We start from the raw sequence: 16,193 nt of genomic DNA, 5'->3' as shown, positions 1-16,193 counted from the left end.
GTTATATTAAAAATTAACAGCTAATGGGCTAACGTTAAACAAGTATCCATCAAAGTTTGGATCATCTAAATCCGATAACTCAAATAGTTTTTGTTTTACATTTTCTAAATGTTGCCACATCATCTTCCTTGCCATAACAGGATCTTTTCTCTGTATGGCTGCAATAATGTTTTCGTGATCTTTCAACCATAAATGGCGGTAACTTTGATCAGGAATATGTGCATGTAATCCTTTCCACATTGGGCTATTCGTTCTATATTCCCAAAGATCTTTCTGCATACGGATAATCACCTCATTTTGCGTAATTTCTGCAATCATTTTGTGAAAATCTTCATCTGCAACGTAGTCTTCATCGCCGTGCTCTAGATTTTTACGTTCACGTTCTAAAATGTCTTTGAGTTGTAAAACATCTGCTCTAGTCGCTTGAATTGCTGCAAATTCAGCAATACTGCTTTCCAATAATTGTCTTGCTTGTAACAATTCAAACGGTCCAACATCGGGTAAATCATCCGTTTCTTCAACATTTACCTTGGGTAAATTAATCACATAAACACCCGAACCTTTACGAACTTCCACTAAATTTTCAAGCTCAAGCATAATAAGCGCCTCACGAATCACTGTGCGACTTACATTAAAGTAGTTTGATAAATCACGTTCCGCCGGTAACTTGTCTCCTACTTTATAAGCTCCGCTTAATAATTCTGCTTTTAACTCTTGGCCAATTTTCTTATAAGAACGTAAATCTTCAGGTGCCATAATGTTTCTTCTAATAATGCCTCTAATTAAATTTCTGAAATAGATAACTTATAGCCATTTTCAACAGGTTTGCCATTAACAATCAATTGGCGTGTTTCCATATGAGGTAAAGTAAAGACAAGTTCTTTATATTGCGGCTCATACTGACCTGTTTTAGTTAAATTGACTTTAATTGCTGTATTTGAACAATCTAACTCAATGTCTAAAGTTAGGTGTTTACCGTTGAGATAGTCAAAACTTGCTCCATCATCATCAAAAATAGAGGAGGTTGCTTTACCTTGATCAATAAACGGCATAATTAACAATTCACGGTAATCATCTGTTAATGTATTAGAGCGTCCTTTTGAGCCAAGAGGAATAATCGAACCTGCTCTTAGGAATAACGGGATACGCTCTAAAGGTGCATCAACCGTGATAGTCTCACCGCCATAATACCATTGATGTGTATAAAAATCATACCAACCTACATAGTTACGAGGTAAGTAAACCTCTCGTTGACGCTGTCCTTCTTCTACCACAGATGCTACTAATAAGTCCCTGCCGAATAAGTAATCATCATTTTCGGCAAAGGTATTTACATCCTGTTCGTGATCTAAGAATGTCGGGCGTAACATTGGTTCTGATTGTGTATGTGCTTGCCATAATAAATTATAGATGTATGGCATTAAACGATAACGAAGCTGAATGGTGTCACGAATAATATTGGTGACTTCAGGATACATCCAAGGCTCATTAACTGTTTTATCATCATTCCAAGAATGTATGGTAAAACGTGGGTGCATTACGCCATTTTGAACCCAACGCACAAACAATTCTGGTTCAGGTTTATTTCCAGAGAAACCACCAACATCATGCCCTACATTATAGAGACCAGACAGGCTCATTCCTAAACCCATTTTGATGTTATATTTCAATGTATGCCAGCTAGTACGATTATCGCCCGACCACGTTTGCACATAACGGTTCATACCAGCTGAACCGGAACGAGAAATCAGATAAGGTCGAATATTTGGGGTAAACTCTTTTTGAGCCTCAAAGGACGATTTCATCATTAATAATGGCTGTAATGGACGAAGTAATTTAATTGGCAAACCTTTTCCAAAGAAATGACATTTCGCATAATCATCCCAAACTTCATACTCATTATTATCGTTCCAAGTTGAACCAATGCCCATTTCCATTAATTGGGTTTTCACATTAGATTTCCACCAATCTACCGTTGCGGGATTAGTGAAATCTAAGTGAGAACCTTCGTCGTCCCAAAACATTGAACGTTCTGGATTATCAGATTCTGAGTCCTTAATAAATAACCCTTTTTCAGCCACTTCATCATAGCGTGGGTGATCTTGCAATAAACAAGGCTTAATATTCGCTGCCAAATTCATTCCAGCATCTAAGAAGTATTTACTCATTAATTTAGGTTGAGGAACTTTGTCATAATTCCAGTTAAATACATAACGTTTACCATTAATAGAAGTATAGCCTGATGATAATTGGAATGAATCACACGGGATATTATGCTCACGGCATAAATCTACAAACTTTTTCAGTTGTTCTTGAGCATCTGGGGCATCAGTATAGCTCATCGTTGAACCGCTATAGCCTAAACTCCAACGTGGTCCGAAAATCGTACCGCCTGTCAATTTGGTATATTTTTTGGTTACATCAACAATTTTCGGGCCCAAGATCATATAGTAATCAAGATCACCATCTTCGGCTTTGTAATTGCGATAATAAGCATGGTAGTTATCGATTTCGCTACCTAATACAAACCAACAAGGAGCTAAGTTGTCGTAATAAATACCGTAGCTTGCTTCTTCAGCATGAGTAATATAAAACGGAATATGTTTATAAAGTGGATCCATATGCTCCGCGTTATAGCCCATAGCATCAATATTACGCATCTCAAAACGACGACCGTGTCGGTTTAAATTCCCTGTTTTTTCTCCCAAACCATAATATTGCTCATTCACGCTACGATTTAGATAGTGGGTAACATTAGTATTAGAAATACCAAATAAGTAAGCACCGGTTTTACGATCTGATGCAAAGGTTTCCCATTCCCCATCAACTTTACGCAGCCATTCCAAATAAAGTGGCTGATGTACAATGACTTTTAAACAAGCGGTCGAAATTTCTAAAGAATTTGCAGATTCATTCACCTCATAATCAGGTAATGAAAAACCTTCTACAGACCACTTATCTCTACCTTTCCATTCCACATCATCTGCATTAGGGCTAATAGCCCAAGTTGCAGGCACTTTAAATTTATTGTTTTTTGTAAAAGCAATACGAAAAATATCTTGCTCTAATACAAAAATATGTAATCCAATACCACGCTCACATTCAATATCAATGCGATTATTTTCGTGCTTGCTAAACCGCCAAGTTTTTAATGTTTTCATATTTAATATTCCTCGATTAATAACCTAGCAATAATTGTGGTAATGCTAAACTTATTGATGGTACATAAGTAACAAGTAATAACGCTAAAATTAACGCAGCATAGAACGGTAATAGTAGCTTAATAACTTGATTAATTTTTACACCACCAACAGAACAACCAATAAATAAGGCACTACCAACTGGTGGTGTACAAATACCAATTGATAAGTTAAATGCCATTAAGATACCGAAATGAACAGGATCCATACCTAAATCGGTAACAATAGGGAAAAAAATTGGAGTAAAGATAAGTAATGCTGGAGTCATATCCATAAACACACCAACAATTAATAAAATAATATTGATGATTAATAGAATCACAATAGGATTATCTGATACAGCAAGTAAACCATCACTAATCATATAAGGAATATCAGCATTCGCCATTACCCAAGACATTCCCATTGACGTTCCAATTAAGAGAAGAACAATTGCAGTAGTTACTACAGATTCTAAAATCACTTTCGGTAATTCCTTAATTGATACCTCACGATAAATCAATACAGCAAGAATAAGGGTATAAACAACTGCAAAAGCTGATGCTTCAGTTGCTGTGAAAATACCACCTATAATTCCGCCCATAATAACAACAATTAAACCAAGACTTGGTAAAGCGTCTAATGTTTTTTTAATGACTTCAGATTTAGTTGGTTTAGGTGAAACAGGATAATTTCGTTTTTTAGCAATATAGCCGATAATTAACATAATAGATAAACCCATTATGATTCCCGGAATATAACCAGCTAAAAATAGTGCGCCAATTGATGTACCACCTGTGATAAGTGAATAAACGATGAAAGTATTACTTGGTGGGATAAGTAGCCCTGTTGGACAAGAGGCGATATTAACGGCTGCAGAAAATGCTGGATCATATCCCTCTTTTCTTTGCAATGGAGACATAATTCCCCCCATTGCAGCTCCAGAAGCAACTGCGGAACCAGAGATTGAACCGAACATCATATTTGCCAGTACGTTTACGTGAGCTAGAGAACCAGGTAAGCGACCACCAATGACTTTCGCAAATTCAATTAAACGTAAGGCTATACCACCTCTATTCATAATATTACCTGCAAGGATAAAAAATGGGATTGCAAGCAATGAAAAACTATCTAAACCAGAAGCCATTTTCTGTGTAATTACAGTAATTGCCGCATCAAAAGGTACAGACATCATTACAGTAATTAGAGATGCTAAGCCGATAGAGAATGAAATTGGTACACCAATAAAAAGGAAGAGAAAGAATGTAGAACAAAGTACAAGAACAACTGACCATTCCATAATATGTTCTCCTTATATTAATTTAATGAGGATACTGGTTTAGCTAACGTAAATAAATCACGAATCACATAAACCAACATAAAGAAACCACTTAATGGAATGGCACTATAAACCAACCCCATTTCTATACCTAATACAGGGGAAATTTGCCCCGCATTTATTGTAGAGCCCACTAATTTAATGCCTCCATAACACATAACTAGCACTATGAAACACAAGCTAATTAAGTTCACCACAAAATTTAGGCGTCTTAATTTATCTGGCGAAGATTCTAATCTTGTTGCTAATAAATCAATAGCTAAATGTTTTTTCTGACCAAACGCATAAGCAGCTCCAATTAAACCAACCCAGATAAATGAAAAACGAGCCAGCTCATCGGTATAAACACTCGGATCCTGCAATACAAATCGTGAGAATACTTGCCAGACAACACAAATAACAAGAAGAATACTGATGATGACACATAAGGCAGATAATGCTTTATCAATCTTAGATACAAAGTTATCCATACAACCCTCTTTAAAAAAAGTAATGACCCAACGAATAAATTGGTGAACCAATTCTGCTTAATTTGATTATTTTTTGCAATAAAAAATTATTATTTTTGTGATCTGGATCACCAATTTAAAAATTTTGGTTTGATATGTAAAAAATAGCTTTGTATGATAGATTAACAATTCAACAAATGGATACATTAACGAATTGTAGATTTTGAAATTTTAACTTTATCTAGGAGAACTCAATATGTTCACTAAAAAAACACTTCTTTCAACTTCATTAGCAACCGTTTTATCATTAGGTTTAGCATTTTCTGCGTCAGCAAAAACAACATTAAAACTAAATCACAATAATGATAAAACTCACCCGGTTCATATTTCTATGCAAAAAATGGCAGATGAAGTCAAAGAATTAACGAATGGAGAAGTTGTAATTCGTGTCTATCCAAATAGCCAGCTAGGAACACAACGTGAGTCTATCGAATTACTGCAAGCAGGCTCACTAGATATGGCTAAATCAAATGCAAGTGAAATGGAATCCTTTGAGCCATCTTACGGTGCATTTAATATTCCTTACTTATTTCATAACGTAGATCACTACTACACTGCATTAAAAGATTCTGAAGTAGGTCAAAAAATCTTAGAAGCTTCTCAAGGTAAAGGATTTTTAGGGCTAACTTACTATGATGGTGGTGCTCGTAGCTTCTATGCAAATAAAGAAATCAGAACACCGGCTGATTTAAAAGGCTTAAAAGTTCGTGTTCAACCAAGTCCAAGTGCTGTAAAAATGATGGAACTTCTTGGAGGCTCAGCAACGCCTTTAGCATACGGTGAACTTTATACAGCCTTACAACAAAAAGTGGTTGATGCAGCGGAAAATAACGAAACTGCATTAACCTTAGCTCGTCACGGTGAAGTATCAAAAATCTTCAGCCAAGATGAACATACAATGATCCCAGATGTGCTATTAATCAGCGAAAAAACGTGGGCTAAATTAACGCCTGAACAACAAAAAGCAATCAAAACAGCTGCTAATAACTCAATGATGTCGCATAAAGATTTATGGGCGAAAATGATTGAAGAAGAGAAGAAAAAAGCACAAGAACAAATGGGAGTTAAATTCATCACAGTTGAAAAACAACCATTTATTGATGCGACTAAACCAATGAAAGACGAAGCAAAAGCAAATCCGGCAATTGGTAGCTTAGTAGAAAAAATTGATGCTTTAGCACCAACAGCTAAATAATTTAAAACACACATAAATCTATTGCTACCCAAGGTAGCGATAGATTTTTATAAGAATATAATAAATAGAGAGGATAAATTAATGAATATTGCACAAAATCACAATTTAAAAGATAAAGTCATTGTTGTTACAGGTGCCGGTGGTGTTTTATGTGCCTTCTTAGCCAAAGAGTTAGCTAAAACTAAAGCAAAAATCGCTTTGCTTGATTTAAATTTAGAAGCCGCACAAAAAATAGCAGATGAAATCAATACTGAAGGTGGTATAGCAAAAGCTTATCAAACAAACGTTCTAGAATTAGAGAATATTAAAGCAGTACGTGACCAAGTTACTACTGACTTAGGAACTTGCGATATTTTAATTAACGGTGCTGGCGGTAATAATCCTAGAGCAACTACCGATAACGAATTCCATACTTTTGACTTAAATGAAAGCACTAAAACCTTTTTTGACCTAGATAAATCAGGTGTTGAATTTGTATTCAATTTAAATTACTTAGGTACATTGTTACCAACTCAAGTATTTGCCAAAGATATGATTGGTAAAGAGGGAGCAAATATCGTCAATATTTCCAGTATGAATGCTTTCACTCCATTAACCAAAATTCCTGCTTATTCAGGAGCAAAAGCAGCAATTAGCAACTTTACCCAATGGCTGGCAGTTTATTTCTCTAAAGTGGGAATCCGTTGCAATGCAATTGCACCGGGCTTCTTAGTCAGTAATCAAAATCGAGGATTACTTTTTGATAGTGAAGGTAACCCAACTGCACGAGCCAATAAAATTCTAACCAACACCCCAATGGGACGTTTTGGTGAACCAGAAGAGTTATTAGGAGCATTACTATTTTTAGTTGATAGCCAATACTCAAGTTTCGTCAATGGCGTCATTGTCCCTGTAGATGGTGGCTTCTCAGCTTATAGTGGTGTATAACCAAGAGAGGTTTCTATGAAACAATTTTTGTGTGAAGATTTTTTACTTTCAACTTCAACAGCCCAAAAACTCTATCACGATTACGCAAAAGATCAGCCAATTTTTGACTATCATTGCCACCTAAATCCACAAGAGATCGCAGAAAATCGTCAATTCAATGATTTAGCTGAAATTTGGTTAGAAGGTGATCACTATAAATGGCGGGCAATGCGTTCAGCAGGCGTTGAAGAGCGTTTAATCACTGGTGATGCAGATAAATACAGTAAATACTTAGCATTTTCGGAAACTGTACCAAAATGTATTGGTAACCCAATTTACCATTGGACACATTTAGAATTACGCCGTCCATTTGGCATTACGAACACGCTTTTTTCGCCTGAAACAGCAGAAAAAATTTGGCATCAAGGCAAAGAATTACTGCAACTGCCTGAATTTTCAGCTCGTGGCATTATGCAGCAGATGAATGTGAAATTAGTAGGTACAACTGATGATCCTATTGATTCACTAGAACATCACAAAGCGATTGCCCAAGACAACACGTTTGATATTGAAGTCGTGCCAAGTTTCCGACCAGACCGAGCATTCAAAATCGAACTGCCATTATTCAATGATTATCTTGAACAGCTAGGTAAAGTGGCTGATATTGAGATCAATACCTTTGATAAATTAAAACAAGCCTTACTAAAACGCATTGAGCATTTTGATCAACAGGGTTGTAAATCAGCTGATCACGGTATTGAAATCGTCCGTTTTGCACCTATTCCTGATGAAAAAACACTCGATCAAATTTTGCAAAAAAGATTACAAAATCAACCGCTTGCAGAAGGGGAAATTGCTCAATTTAGTACCACTTTATTAGTTTGGTTAGGTACAGAATATCATAAACGAAATTGGGTAATGCAAATGCACATTGGGGCAATCCGTAACAATAATACAAGAATGTTCAAATTATTGGGTGCAGATTCAGGCTTTGATTCGATTGGCGATCGTCCATTTGCTGAAGCACTTTCTTGCTTATTGGACAATATGGATCAAACCGACCAACTACCAAAAACCATTTTGTACTGCTTAAACCCTCGTGATAACGAAATGTTAGGCAGTATGATCGGCAATTTCCAAACAGGTGGCATTGCAGGCAAAATCCAATTCGGTTCAGGCTGGTGGTTTAATGACCAAAAAGATGGAATGGAACGCCAATTACAGCAGCTTTCACAATTAGGTTTACTCAGCCAATTTGTTGGAATGCTAACCGATTCCCGCAGCTTCCTATCCTATACTCGCCACGAGTATTTCCGCCGCATTCTTTGCGAGCTGATCGGTAGCTGGGTGGAGAAAGGCGAAGCTCCGAACGATCTGAATCAACTTGGCAATATGGTAAAAGATATTTGCTATGGTAATGCTAAGCGTTATTTCAAATAGGAGATAACAATGAAAAAACTCTCCATCATCGGCGAATGTATGATTGAGTTAAATGGCGAGCCGTTTGGGAATATGTATCAAACTTATGGCGGTGATTCGCTGAATACCGCCACTTATCTGGCTCGAGTTACATCGCCCGAGCAGATTGAAGTTCGTTATATCTCCGCTCTTGGCACAGATAAACTCAGTCAAGGTATGTTGGAAGCGTGGCAAGCAGATAATATCAATACGGAGTTTGTGTTGCGTAATGAGTACCGCCAGCCGGGGCTTTATCTCATTCAGTTGGATAAACAGGGCGAGCGGACATTCCTTTATTGGCGAAATCAGTCTGCTGCTCGTTATCTGTTGCAACACGCTGATTATCCAAAATCTCTAAATGCAATGGCTGAAACGGATATGGTTTACTTCAGCGGTATTTCACTGGCGATTCTATCTGAAAACGACCGTGTTCAACTTATTGAACAACTTCGTGAGCTGAAAAAGCAAGGCGTGAAAATCGCTTTTGACAGCAACTATCGCCCAAAACTGTGGGAAAGCACCGAAACGGCTCAACAACATTATGCTAACTTACTCGCCTTAGTCGATTTAGCTCTAGTTACCTTTGATGATGAACATCTGCTTTGGGGTGATGAGAACGAACAAGCAACTCTTGCCCGTCTTGCTCAATATGGCATTGAAACCATAGTGGTTAAACAAGGCTCTCAAGGGGCAACGGTTCAACATAACGGTGAGCAGATTTTTGTACCAACCGTTCCTGTTGAAAATGTGGTTGATACCACCTCCGCAGGGGATTCTTTCAATGCGGGTTTCCTCAACGGTTATCTGTTAGGCAAAGATTTAACCACCTGCTGCCAACAAGGCAACACCGTTGCAGGCATTGTGATTCAACATAAAGGGGCAATTATTAATAAATCTGCTACCGCTCATTTGAAATCACAGTTTGAACAATCAATGTAAATAATAGGAAAGCGGTTAAATTTGCAAAATTTTTTACAAAAATGACCGCTTGCAACACAACATAGTGAGGTTAGAAATGCGTTATACCACCGAACAAATCGTAGAGAAATTAACAGAACTTAAAGTTGTCCCCGTCATCGCACTCGACAACGCAGCAAATATTTTACCACTGGCAAAAACCTTATCCGAAAACGGCTTACCTGTGGTGGAAATTACTTTCCGCTCGGCAGCAGCTGAGGAAGCAATTAAATTAGTAAAGGCGAACTATCCAGAAGTATTAATTGCCGCAGGAACAGTCCTCACCAAAGAGCAAGTTTTAACTGCTAAAAATGCAGGAGCAGATTGTATTGTTACGCCAGGCTTTAACCCAAACATCGTGCAGTATTGCCAAGAGTTAGGTTTACCAATTACCCCCGGCGTGAATAACCCAATGGCGATTGAGGCAGCCCTTGAGCTTGGCATACAAGCGGTCAAATTTTTCCCTGCCGAAGCAAGTGGTGGTGTGAAAATGATTAAAGCATTGCTTGGCCCTTACGGTAACTTACAGATTATGCCAACGGGTGGCATTAGCCCTACGAATATCAAAGATTACCTCACTATTCCAAATGTAGTGGCTTGCGGCGGTTCTTGGTTTGTGGAAAAATCGTTGATTAAAGAGCAGAAATGGGAAGAAATTGGAGAAATGGTGAGGGAAGTCGTGGAACTAGTTAAGTCAGAAAAATAACCTCAATAGAGGAAATTTTATCTGTTTACAATAGAAAGCAAATTCGGCATACTCCATTTGATGGCTTTTGCCATCATAATAGTTTTTATTTCTTAACATAAAAAGGAACATAGCTATGAACAAAATCGTAAAATTTAGTTTAACACTTCTTGCCGCTGGTGTAATTTCTGCTTGTGGTAGTTCAGGTGGTGGAGATAATAACTCTAGTCCATCAGCAACAAATAATACACCTAATACGTCATCTCCATCGACTAATCAAAAACCTAATAACAATACCTCAAATCAAAATAATAGTGGAAACAATTCTGCAAACAAACCAGCCACTCCTCCACCAAATAAAGCAAACTCTTCAGATGATATGGGAACAGCTTTCCGCACCAAAGATAGTAAAGAATTCGATATCAAAAAAGCTGATACTCATAGAGAAATTTTAGAAGTTGATGGTAAAAAACTACCTGTTGCATTTCCTGGCATTTACAGTGGTAGCTTTACAGACCTCAAAGCAGCTACAATTAATGGGATTTCTTATAAAGGCTTTACTGTAAGTGGTTCCAGATACTCTAATGTGAGATTCGGGCATGTTGATGGCTATGTATTTGCACAAGGTAACGTTACACCAGAATCATCAATACCTAAATCAGGCGTAGCAACTTATAATGTTGATGCTGTCTTTGTACAAAATGGTCAGGCTTCAATTTCTGAAAACCACAAATTAAATGTTGATTTCGCAAACAAAACTGTAAACGGCGATGTTGCACCAAATGTAAAAGTAACAAACGCTAAAATTGATGGTAATGAATTTGATGGAAAAGCAGTCCATAACGGAAAATCAGCCGAGCTAGAAGGTCGCTTCTATGGTTCAAATGCGAGCGAAATTGGTGGCGCTTATAGTTCATCAAGCTTCTCTGGTGCGTTTGGTGGTAAAAAACAATAATTTTTTCATTGATTTTTTTGAAAGGCTATTGAAGAATAGCCTTTTCTATTTCTTTTATAATACTTTCTATGAAAAAAATTATTCCTATCGCCTTTAGTTTAGCTGCACATTTTGCATTATCTGATACTACCCCTGCTTCAATTCAAGAGAAAATGGATAATCAGCGAATGCAACAAAACCAATCGTTTGAACAACCAGAACATAAAGTTGCTCAAGTTCAACCCAAAGTGCAAAATAGCAATCAAACTATTTCAATTTCAAGCCAAGAACTCATTCAGCAGCCTGAGTTATTAAATTCAGCAATGCTGACTGCATTGGTAACAGGTCATACCGAAAATGTCCTCTTTTTATTGCCGATGTACCAAAAACTCCCTACCTCTCAACAAAATCGTGAAATTGTTACGTGGGCAAAGGCAATAGAGGCAAAATCAAAGCAAGATTATACCCAATCTATTAAGCTCTACCGAGAGTTGCTGGCAAGTTATCCGGAAAATCAGCCAATCCGAATGCAGCTTGCTGTGGCGCTTTTTGAAAATCGTGAAAATGAAGCGGCAGAAGCACAATTTCATAAATTACAAGCAGATAAATTACCTGTAAGAATTACAAATATTATTAACCATTATTTAGAAGCAATCAGTAAACAAGACAAATGGGTATTTCAAGGTGGCTTAACTTATTTAAATGATCCAAATATTAATAATGCCCCAAAAGCCGGTACAATCTATAATGGCTGGACAGCTCCGAAAAAAGAATCCGCTCAAGGAATTGGGCTAAGTTTTGACGCTGCGAAAAAATGGTCTTGGAGAAATGGTTTCTTCCATGAGTTTCGCCTAAACGGTAATGGCAAATATTATTGGAATAATAAAAAATATAATGAATATTCGCTTAGAGAAAGTTTCGGATTAGGCTATCAAAATGCAAAACAAAAAATCACGGTTTTACCTTTCTTAGAGCAAACTTGGTATGCGGGCGGTTCTACTCAAAGTCAAAGCACTAAGCGTTATTCAAATGCAGGTGGTGTTAATACTCGTTGGCAATACTGGATTACGCCACAATGGCAATCCTCAATAACGTATGAATATGCCGAGCAACGTTATACCCGCCGCCAGCACTTAGATGGGAATTATCATTTTGTTTCTCCGAGTATTTACTACCACCCAAGCAGCCAGCAATATTGGTTTGTTGGAGCGAACTTTAACCGCAATAGCACCAGAGATTTAGATGACAGCTTTATTCGTCGAGGTGTTTCACTAGGTTGGGGGCAAGAGTGGAAGAATGGGCTTTCGAGTCAATTAAGCGTGAGCTATGGTCGCAAGCAATATAGAGCACCAATGCCTATTTTCCAAATTACCCAGCGTAATAAAGAATACGGCGTACAAGCGAGTATCTGGCACAGAGCCGTGCATTTTAAAGGCATTACTCCTCGTTTAACCTGGCAATATAACAAAGTAAAAAGTAATCACACTTTTTATAGTTATGACAAAAACCGTGTGTATATTGAGTTTTCACATACATTCTAAATAACATCGCCCCTGTATTAAGGGGCGATTTTTTTGACTTAACAATTTAACAGCTTCTTCAACCGATAAAGCTCTTCTAACGCTTGTTTTGGCGTGAGTTCATCGGGTTGGATTGCTTTGAGGGCTTTTTCTAGCTCACTTTCTTCTGTAGCAAGCGGTTGAATTACTTCATTTTTTTGCAAATCATCGGTGAAGTCTGGGGCAAAAAGCAAATCCGCTTGTGGGTGTTCGTTGGCTTGTTTGGTTTGGTGAGAAATTTCCTCCAAATGAGCCAAGCGTTGTTTGGCAAGCTGAATAACCTGTTTCGGCACACCAGCCAAAGCTGCCACCGCCAAGCCGTAGCTTTTGCTCGCCGCCCCTTCTTGCACCGTGTGCATAAAGGCGATGGTGTCGTTGTGTTCTCTCGCATCTAAATGCACGTTCGCCACACCTTTGAGCTGATTTGGCAGCCCGGTGAGCTCGAAATAGTGGGTCGCAAATAGGGTAAGCGATTGCGTTTTTTTCGCCAACCATTCCGCACACGCCCACGCCAGCGATAACCCATCATAGGTGGAAGTACCACGCCCGATTTCATCAATCAGCACAAGGCTGTTTTCGGTAGCTTGGTGCAGAATATTCGCCATTTCCGTCATCTCCACCATAAAGGTTGAGCGACCAGAAGCGAGATCATCACTCGCTCCAATGCGAGTAAAAATGCGATCAATCGGGCCGATCTCTGCACTCTCCGCCGGTACAAAACTGCCGATGTACGCCATCAGCGTAATCAAGGCGATTTGTCGCATATAGGTACTTTTACCGCCCATATTCGGGCCGGTGACGATCAGCAAATGGCGTTGAGCATTAAGGAAAACAGGGTTAGCGATAAACGGCTCCTTCAGCACCTGCTCCACCACTGGGTGGCGTCCGCCTTTAATATTCACGCCCCGAGTCGGGCTGAACGTTGGGCAGACGTAATTGAGGCGGTCAGCCCGTTCGGCAAGGTTGGTGAGCACATCAAGTTCAGACAGCACCATCGCCGCCAGTTGTAGCTCGCCCAAACGTGGCATCATCACATCAAACAGCTCGTCATAAAGCTGTTTCTCCAACGCTAGCGAAGCCCCTTTCGCTTTCAGTACCTTGTCTTCGTAGGTCTTCAGTTCAGGAATGATGTAACGCTCGGCATTTTTCAGGGTTTGGCGGCGGACGTAGTGAATCGGGGCTTTGTGAGCCTGCCCCTGCGAAATCTGAATGTAGTAACCGTGCACCGCATTAAAGCCGATTTTAAGCGTATCAATGCCGGTGCTTTCACGCTCACGAATTTCCAAATTTTCCAGATATTGCGTTGCCCCGGCAGACAGCTCTCGCCATTCGTCCAGCTCCGCATTGTAGCCCTCGGCGATCACGCCGCCATCACGAATAAGCTGCGGTGGAGTGTCGATAATCGCTCGTTCAAGTAAATCGTGCAGCTCGCTGAAATCGGCAAGTTGAGATAACAATTTATCTAAACTAGCGGTCAGATTTTGGGCATCTTTTGTAATTTCAGGCAGTTGTGCCAGGGCTGTCCGCAGTCGGGTAAGATCTCGAGGACGGGCCGAACGCAACGCTACCCGAGCCAAAATTCGCTCCATATCGCCTACTTGTTGCAGCAGCGGCTGAATGTCAGCGATGCGGTCATTTTGCATTAGGGCGGCAATCGTCTGCTGGCGAGCCTGCAACTTCACGCAATCTCGAATCGGCTGGTGAATCCAACGTTTCAACAAGAGGCTACCCATTGGGGTCACGCATTTATCCAACACGTCCGCCAGCGTATTTTCCGTACCACCAGCGAGGTTTTGGGTCAGCTCCAAATTGCGGCGAGTAGCGGCGTCTAACAACACGGTGTCGCTATGTTGCGAAAGGTGAATCGCATTGATGTGCGGCAAAGCGGTGCGTTGGGTTTCTTGTGCGTAATGCAGCACGCAACCAGCGGCACAAAGGGCGATCACCGCTTTTTCCACCCCAAAACCGGCTAAACTTTGCGTACCAAATTGGCGGTTGAGCAGCTGAATGGCAGTCACTAACTCAAATTCCCAAACCGGGCGGCGGCGTAAGCCTTTGTAATTGTTCAAAATGGTGGCTGCCGAGAAATTTTCCGGATAGAGAATTTCCGCCGGCTGCAGTCGTTGCAACTCTGCCGCCAACGCCTCTTTATTCGGCAACTCGCTGATTAAAAACCGCCCCGAAGTCATATCGAGCGTGGCAATCGCAAAAGTGCCTTTTTCCTCATAAATCGCCGCCACCAAGTTGTCTTGGCGTTCAGGCAGTAGAGCCTCATCGCTCACCGTGCCCGGGGTCACAATTCGCACCACTTTACGCTCCACCGGCCCTTTTGAAGTGGCTGGGTCACCAATCTGCTCGCAAATCGCCACACTTTCGCCCAACGCCACCAGCTTCGCCAAATAGCCCTCAACGGCGTGATACGGCACACCCGCCATCGGGATTGGCTCACCTGCCGACTGCCCACGCTTGGTCAGCGAAATATCCAACAACGCCGCCGCCCGTTTTGCATCATCATAAAACAGCTCGTAAAAATCCCCCATTCGGTAAAAAAGCAGAATGTCAGGGTTTTGGGCTTTTAGTTGCAAATATTGTTGCATCATCGGCGTATGGGTTGTGAGGTTTTGCGTCATTGCATTTTCGGTTGGTTAGAAATCATTGCGGTTAGTTTAACAGATTAGGGGATCGGAAAAAACAAGCGGTGGTTTTTCTATAAAATTTTGCAATGGTCAGTCGTGATTTTTTTGCTAGAATACGCAAAATTTTTAATGGAAAACGCATTATGTTTAAAAAAATCATATTACTTTCAGCAGGCTTTTTGGCTGTTGCTTGCGCATCAAATGAAACGGCAAAACAAGAGGCCTTCCCGGGCGAATTTGCGAATGCTGATTATGTATTATCTGAAGCGGACGCTCAAAAATGGGTGGAGGCAAGCAATCAGGCGAAGCAGTGTATTTACCCGAACCTCACCCGCATTCAGCAGGAGCATTTTTCTAAGGAAGATTCCTACATTTTCTCGCAATATGTGTTCTTCTATCCACTTGAAGAGATTATCGGCGAGCAGTATGTCAAAATCATTCAAAGCGATGAAAAATCAATGGGTTACGCTCAGTATTTGTTCAAGAAATTTAAAAATAACGACGCGGTAGAAGAGCTGCCAACAAAGCAGTGTGCCACCTTGCGTGCCAATGCGAAAAACGATTTGGCAGTGGTGAAAGGGCAATATCAAAGCGGAATGATTGAGGAAGAAAAATCTCAAGAAGGTAAAACATCTGGTCAAAAAGTCGCGACTGATGATAACAAATTCTTCTTCGACATCATCAAATGGGGCAGTTTGTTACTGCTCTAACCTTTGCAAGCGGTGGTTTTTAGTAAAAAAACGGCAAAAAATCACCGCTTGTTTTCGCTCAAATCAACTTTTATGAACTTTCTGCGAAACTTCCAGTCTTAAAGTACAGTTTTTTTCACAATTTTC

Annotated in this window: 13 protein-coding genes; 8 read left to right on the top strand and 5 right to left on the bottom strand. The window is 39.8% G+C overall.

What is annotated here, in order from left to right; all coding sequences use genetic code 11:
* Positions 1–6: 6 nt before the first annotated feature.
* Genes A6B40_RS06665 through A6B40_RS06650 form a run of 4 tightly spaced genes read right to left on the bottom strand, consistent with a single transcriptional unit; the run spans position 7 to position 4,988 of the window.
* Positions 7–756: an FCD domain-containing protein gene (locus tag A6B40_RS06665; protein WP_112110328.1), complete on the bottom strand. Its 750-nt coding sequence runs from the start codon at positions 754–756 to the stop codon at positions 7–9.
* A 26-nt stretch (positions 757–782) separates the two neighbouring features.
* Complete coding sequence (locus tag A6B40_RS06660; RefSeq protein ID WP_176671918.1) at positions 783–3,161, bottom strand: glycoside hydrolase family 31 protein; 2,379 nt, start codon at positions 3,159–3,161, stop codon at positions 783–785.
* A 16-nt stretch (positions 3,162–3,177) separates the two neighbouring features.
* Complete coding sequence (locus A6B40_RS06655; RefSeq protein ID WP_176671917.1) at positions 3,178–4,479, bottom strand: TRAP transporter large permease; 1,302 nt, start codon at positions 4,477–4,479, stop codon at positions 3,178–3,180.
* A 17-nt stretch (positions 4,480–4,496) separates the two neighbouring features.
* Positions 4,497–4,988, bottom strand: a complete 492-nt coding sequence (locus A6B40_RS06650; RefSeq protein WP_025216351.1) for a TRAP transporter small permease — start codon at positions 4,986–4,988, stop codon at positions 4,497–4,499.
* 235 nt (positions 4,989–5,223) lie between these two features.
* On the opposite strand from A6B40_RS06650, the gene A6B40_RS06645 reads away from it, so the two are divergent.
* The 7 genes from A6B40_RS06645 (at position 5,224) to A6B40_RS06615 (ending at position 12,703) form a co-directional block, all read left to right on the top strand.
* Complete coding sequence (locus tag A6B40_RS06645; protein WP_176671916.1) at positions 5,224–6,222, top strand: TRAP transporter substrate-binding protein; 999 nt, start codon at positions 5,224–5,226, stop codon at positions 6,220–6,222.
* 81 nt (positions 6,223–6,303) lie between these two features.
* A complete protein-coding gene (locus A6B40_RS06640; RefSeq protein WP_176671915.1) occupies positions 6,304–7,149 on the top strand; it encodes an SDR family oxidoreductase in 846 nt (281 codons plus the stop codon).
* A 15-nt stretch (positions 7,150–7,164) separates the two neighbouring features.
* On the top strand, positions 7,165–8,568 hold the full coding sequence (gene uxaC / locus A6B40_RS06635) for a glucuronate isomerase (RefSeq protein ID WP_176671914.1): 1,404 nt from the start codon (positions 7,165–7,167) through the stop codon (positions 8,566–8,568).
* Between the two features lie 9 nt (positions 8,569–8,577).
* Entirely contained in the window at positions 8,578–9,525 is a 948-nt protein-coding gene (locus tag A6B40_RS06630; protein ID WP_176671913.1) for a sugar kinase, read from the top strand.
* Positions 9,526–9,601: 76 nt separating this feature from the next.
* Positions 9,602–10,249 carry a bifunctional 4-hydroxy-2-oxoglutarate aldolase/2-dehydro-3-deoxy-phosphogluconate aldolase gene (locus tag A6B40_RS06625; protein ID WP_176671912.1) on the top strand — a complete coding sequence of 216 codons (648 nt, stop codon included), beginning with the start codon at positions 9,602–9,604 and terminating at the stop codon, positions 10,247–10,249.
* 115 nt (positions 10,250–10,364) lie between these two features.
* Entirely contained in the window at positions 10,365–11,183 is an 819-nt protein-coding gene (locus A6B40_RS06620; protein WP_176671911.1) for a Slam-dependent surface lipoprotein, read from the top strand.
* Positions 11,184–11,251: 68 nt separating this feature from the next.
* Entirely contained in the window at positions 11,252–12,703 is a 1,452-nt protein-coding gene (locus A6B40_RS06615; protein WP_176671910.1) for a porin family protein, read from the top strand.
* Between the two features lie 38 nt (positions 12,704–12,741).
* On the opposite strand, the gene mutS is transcribed toward A6B40_RS06615, so the two are convergent.
* Complete coding sequence (mutS, locus tag A6B40_RS06610) at positions 12,742–15,351, bottom strand: DNA mismatch repair protein MutS (protein ID WP_176671909.1); 2,610 nt, start codon at positions 15,349–15,351, stop codon at positions 12,742–12,744.
* Between the two features lie 149 nt (positions 15,352–15,500).
* Between mutS and A6B40_RS06605 the strand changes: the two genes are divergently transcribed.
* Positions 15,501–16,067 carry a DUF5358 domain-containing protein gene (locus A6B40_RS06605; protein ID WP_176671908.1) on the top strand — a complete coding sequence of 189 codons (567 nt, stop codon included), beginning with the start codon at positions 15,501–15,503 and terminating at the stop codon, positions 16,065–16,067.
* The last annotated feature ends 126 nt before the right edge of the window (positions 16,068–16,193 follow it).

This window comes from Mannheimia varigena (assembly GCF_013377235.1).
GTDB lineage: Bacteria > Pseudomonadota > Gammaproteobacteria > Enterobacterales > Pasteurellaceae > Mannheimia > Mannheimia varigena.
Note: the sequence above shows the minus strand (reverse complement) of the source record. Positions and strands in the feature narration are given on the sequence as shown.

What these genes read in the sequence shown, in the direction of transcription:
- A6B40_RS06665 (WP_112110328.1), bottom strand. Translation starts at nt 756, where the DNA reads ATGGCACCTGAAGATTTACGTTCTTATAAGAAAATTGGCCAAGAGTTA.
- A6B40_RS06660 (WP_176671918.1), bottom strand. Translation starts at nt 3,161, where the DNA reads ATGAAAACATTAAAAACTTGGCGGTTTAGCAAGCACGAAAATAATCGC.
- A6B40_RS06655 (WP_176671917.1), bottom strand. Translation starts at nt 4,479, where the DNA reads ATGGAATGGTCAGTTGTTCTTGTACTTTGTTCTACATTCTTTCTCTTC.
- A6B40_RS06650 (WP_025216351.1), bottom strand. Translation starts at nt 4,988, where the DNA reads ATGGATAACTTTGTATCTAAGATTGATAAAGCATTATCTGCCTTATGT.
- A6B40_RS06645 (WP_176671916.1), top strand. Translation starts at nt 5,224, where the DNA reads ATGTTCACTAAAAAAACACTTCTTTCAACTTCATTAGCAACCGTTTTA.
- A6B40_RS06640 (WP_176671915.1), top strand. Translation starts at nt 6,304, where the DNA reads ATGAATATTGCACAAAATCACAATTTAAAAGATAAAGTCATTGTTGTT.
- uxaC (WP_176671914.1), top strand. Translation starts at nt 7,165, where the DNA reads ATGAAACAATTTTTGTGTGAAGATTTTTTACTTTCAACTTCAACAGCC.
- A6B40_RS06630 (WP_176671913.1), top strand. Translation starts at nt 8,578, where the DNA reads ATGAAAAAACTCTCCATCATCGGCGAATGTATGATTGAGTTAAATGGC.
- A6B40_RS06625 (WP_176671912.1), top strand. Translation starts at nt 9,602, where the DNA reads ATGCGTTATACCACCGAACAAATCGTAGAGAAATTAACAGAACTTAAA.
- A6B40_RS06620 (WP_176671911.1), top strand. Translation starts at nt 10,365, where the DNA reads ATGAACAAAATCGTAAAATTTAGTTTAACACTTCTTGCCGCTGGTGTA.
- A6B40_RS06615 (WP_176671910.1), top strand. Translation starts at nt 11,252, where the DNA reads ATGAAAAAAATTATTCCTATCGCCTTTAGTTTAGCTGCACATTTTGCA.
- mutS (WP_176671909.1), bottom strand. Translation starts at nt 15,351, where the DNA reads ATGACGCAAAACCTCACAACCCATACGCCGATGATGCAACAATATTTG.
- A6B40_RS06605 (WP_176671908.1), top strand. Translation starts at nt 15,501, where the DNA reads ATGTTTAAAAAAATCATATTACTTTCAGCAGGCTTTTTGGCTGTTGCT.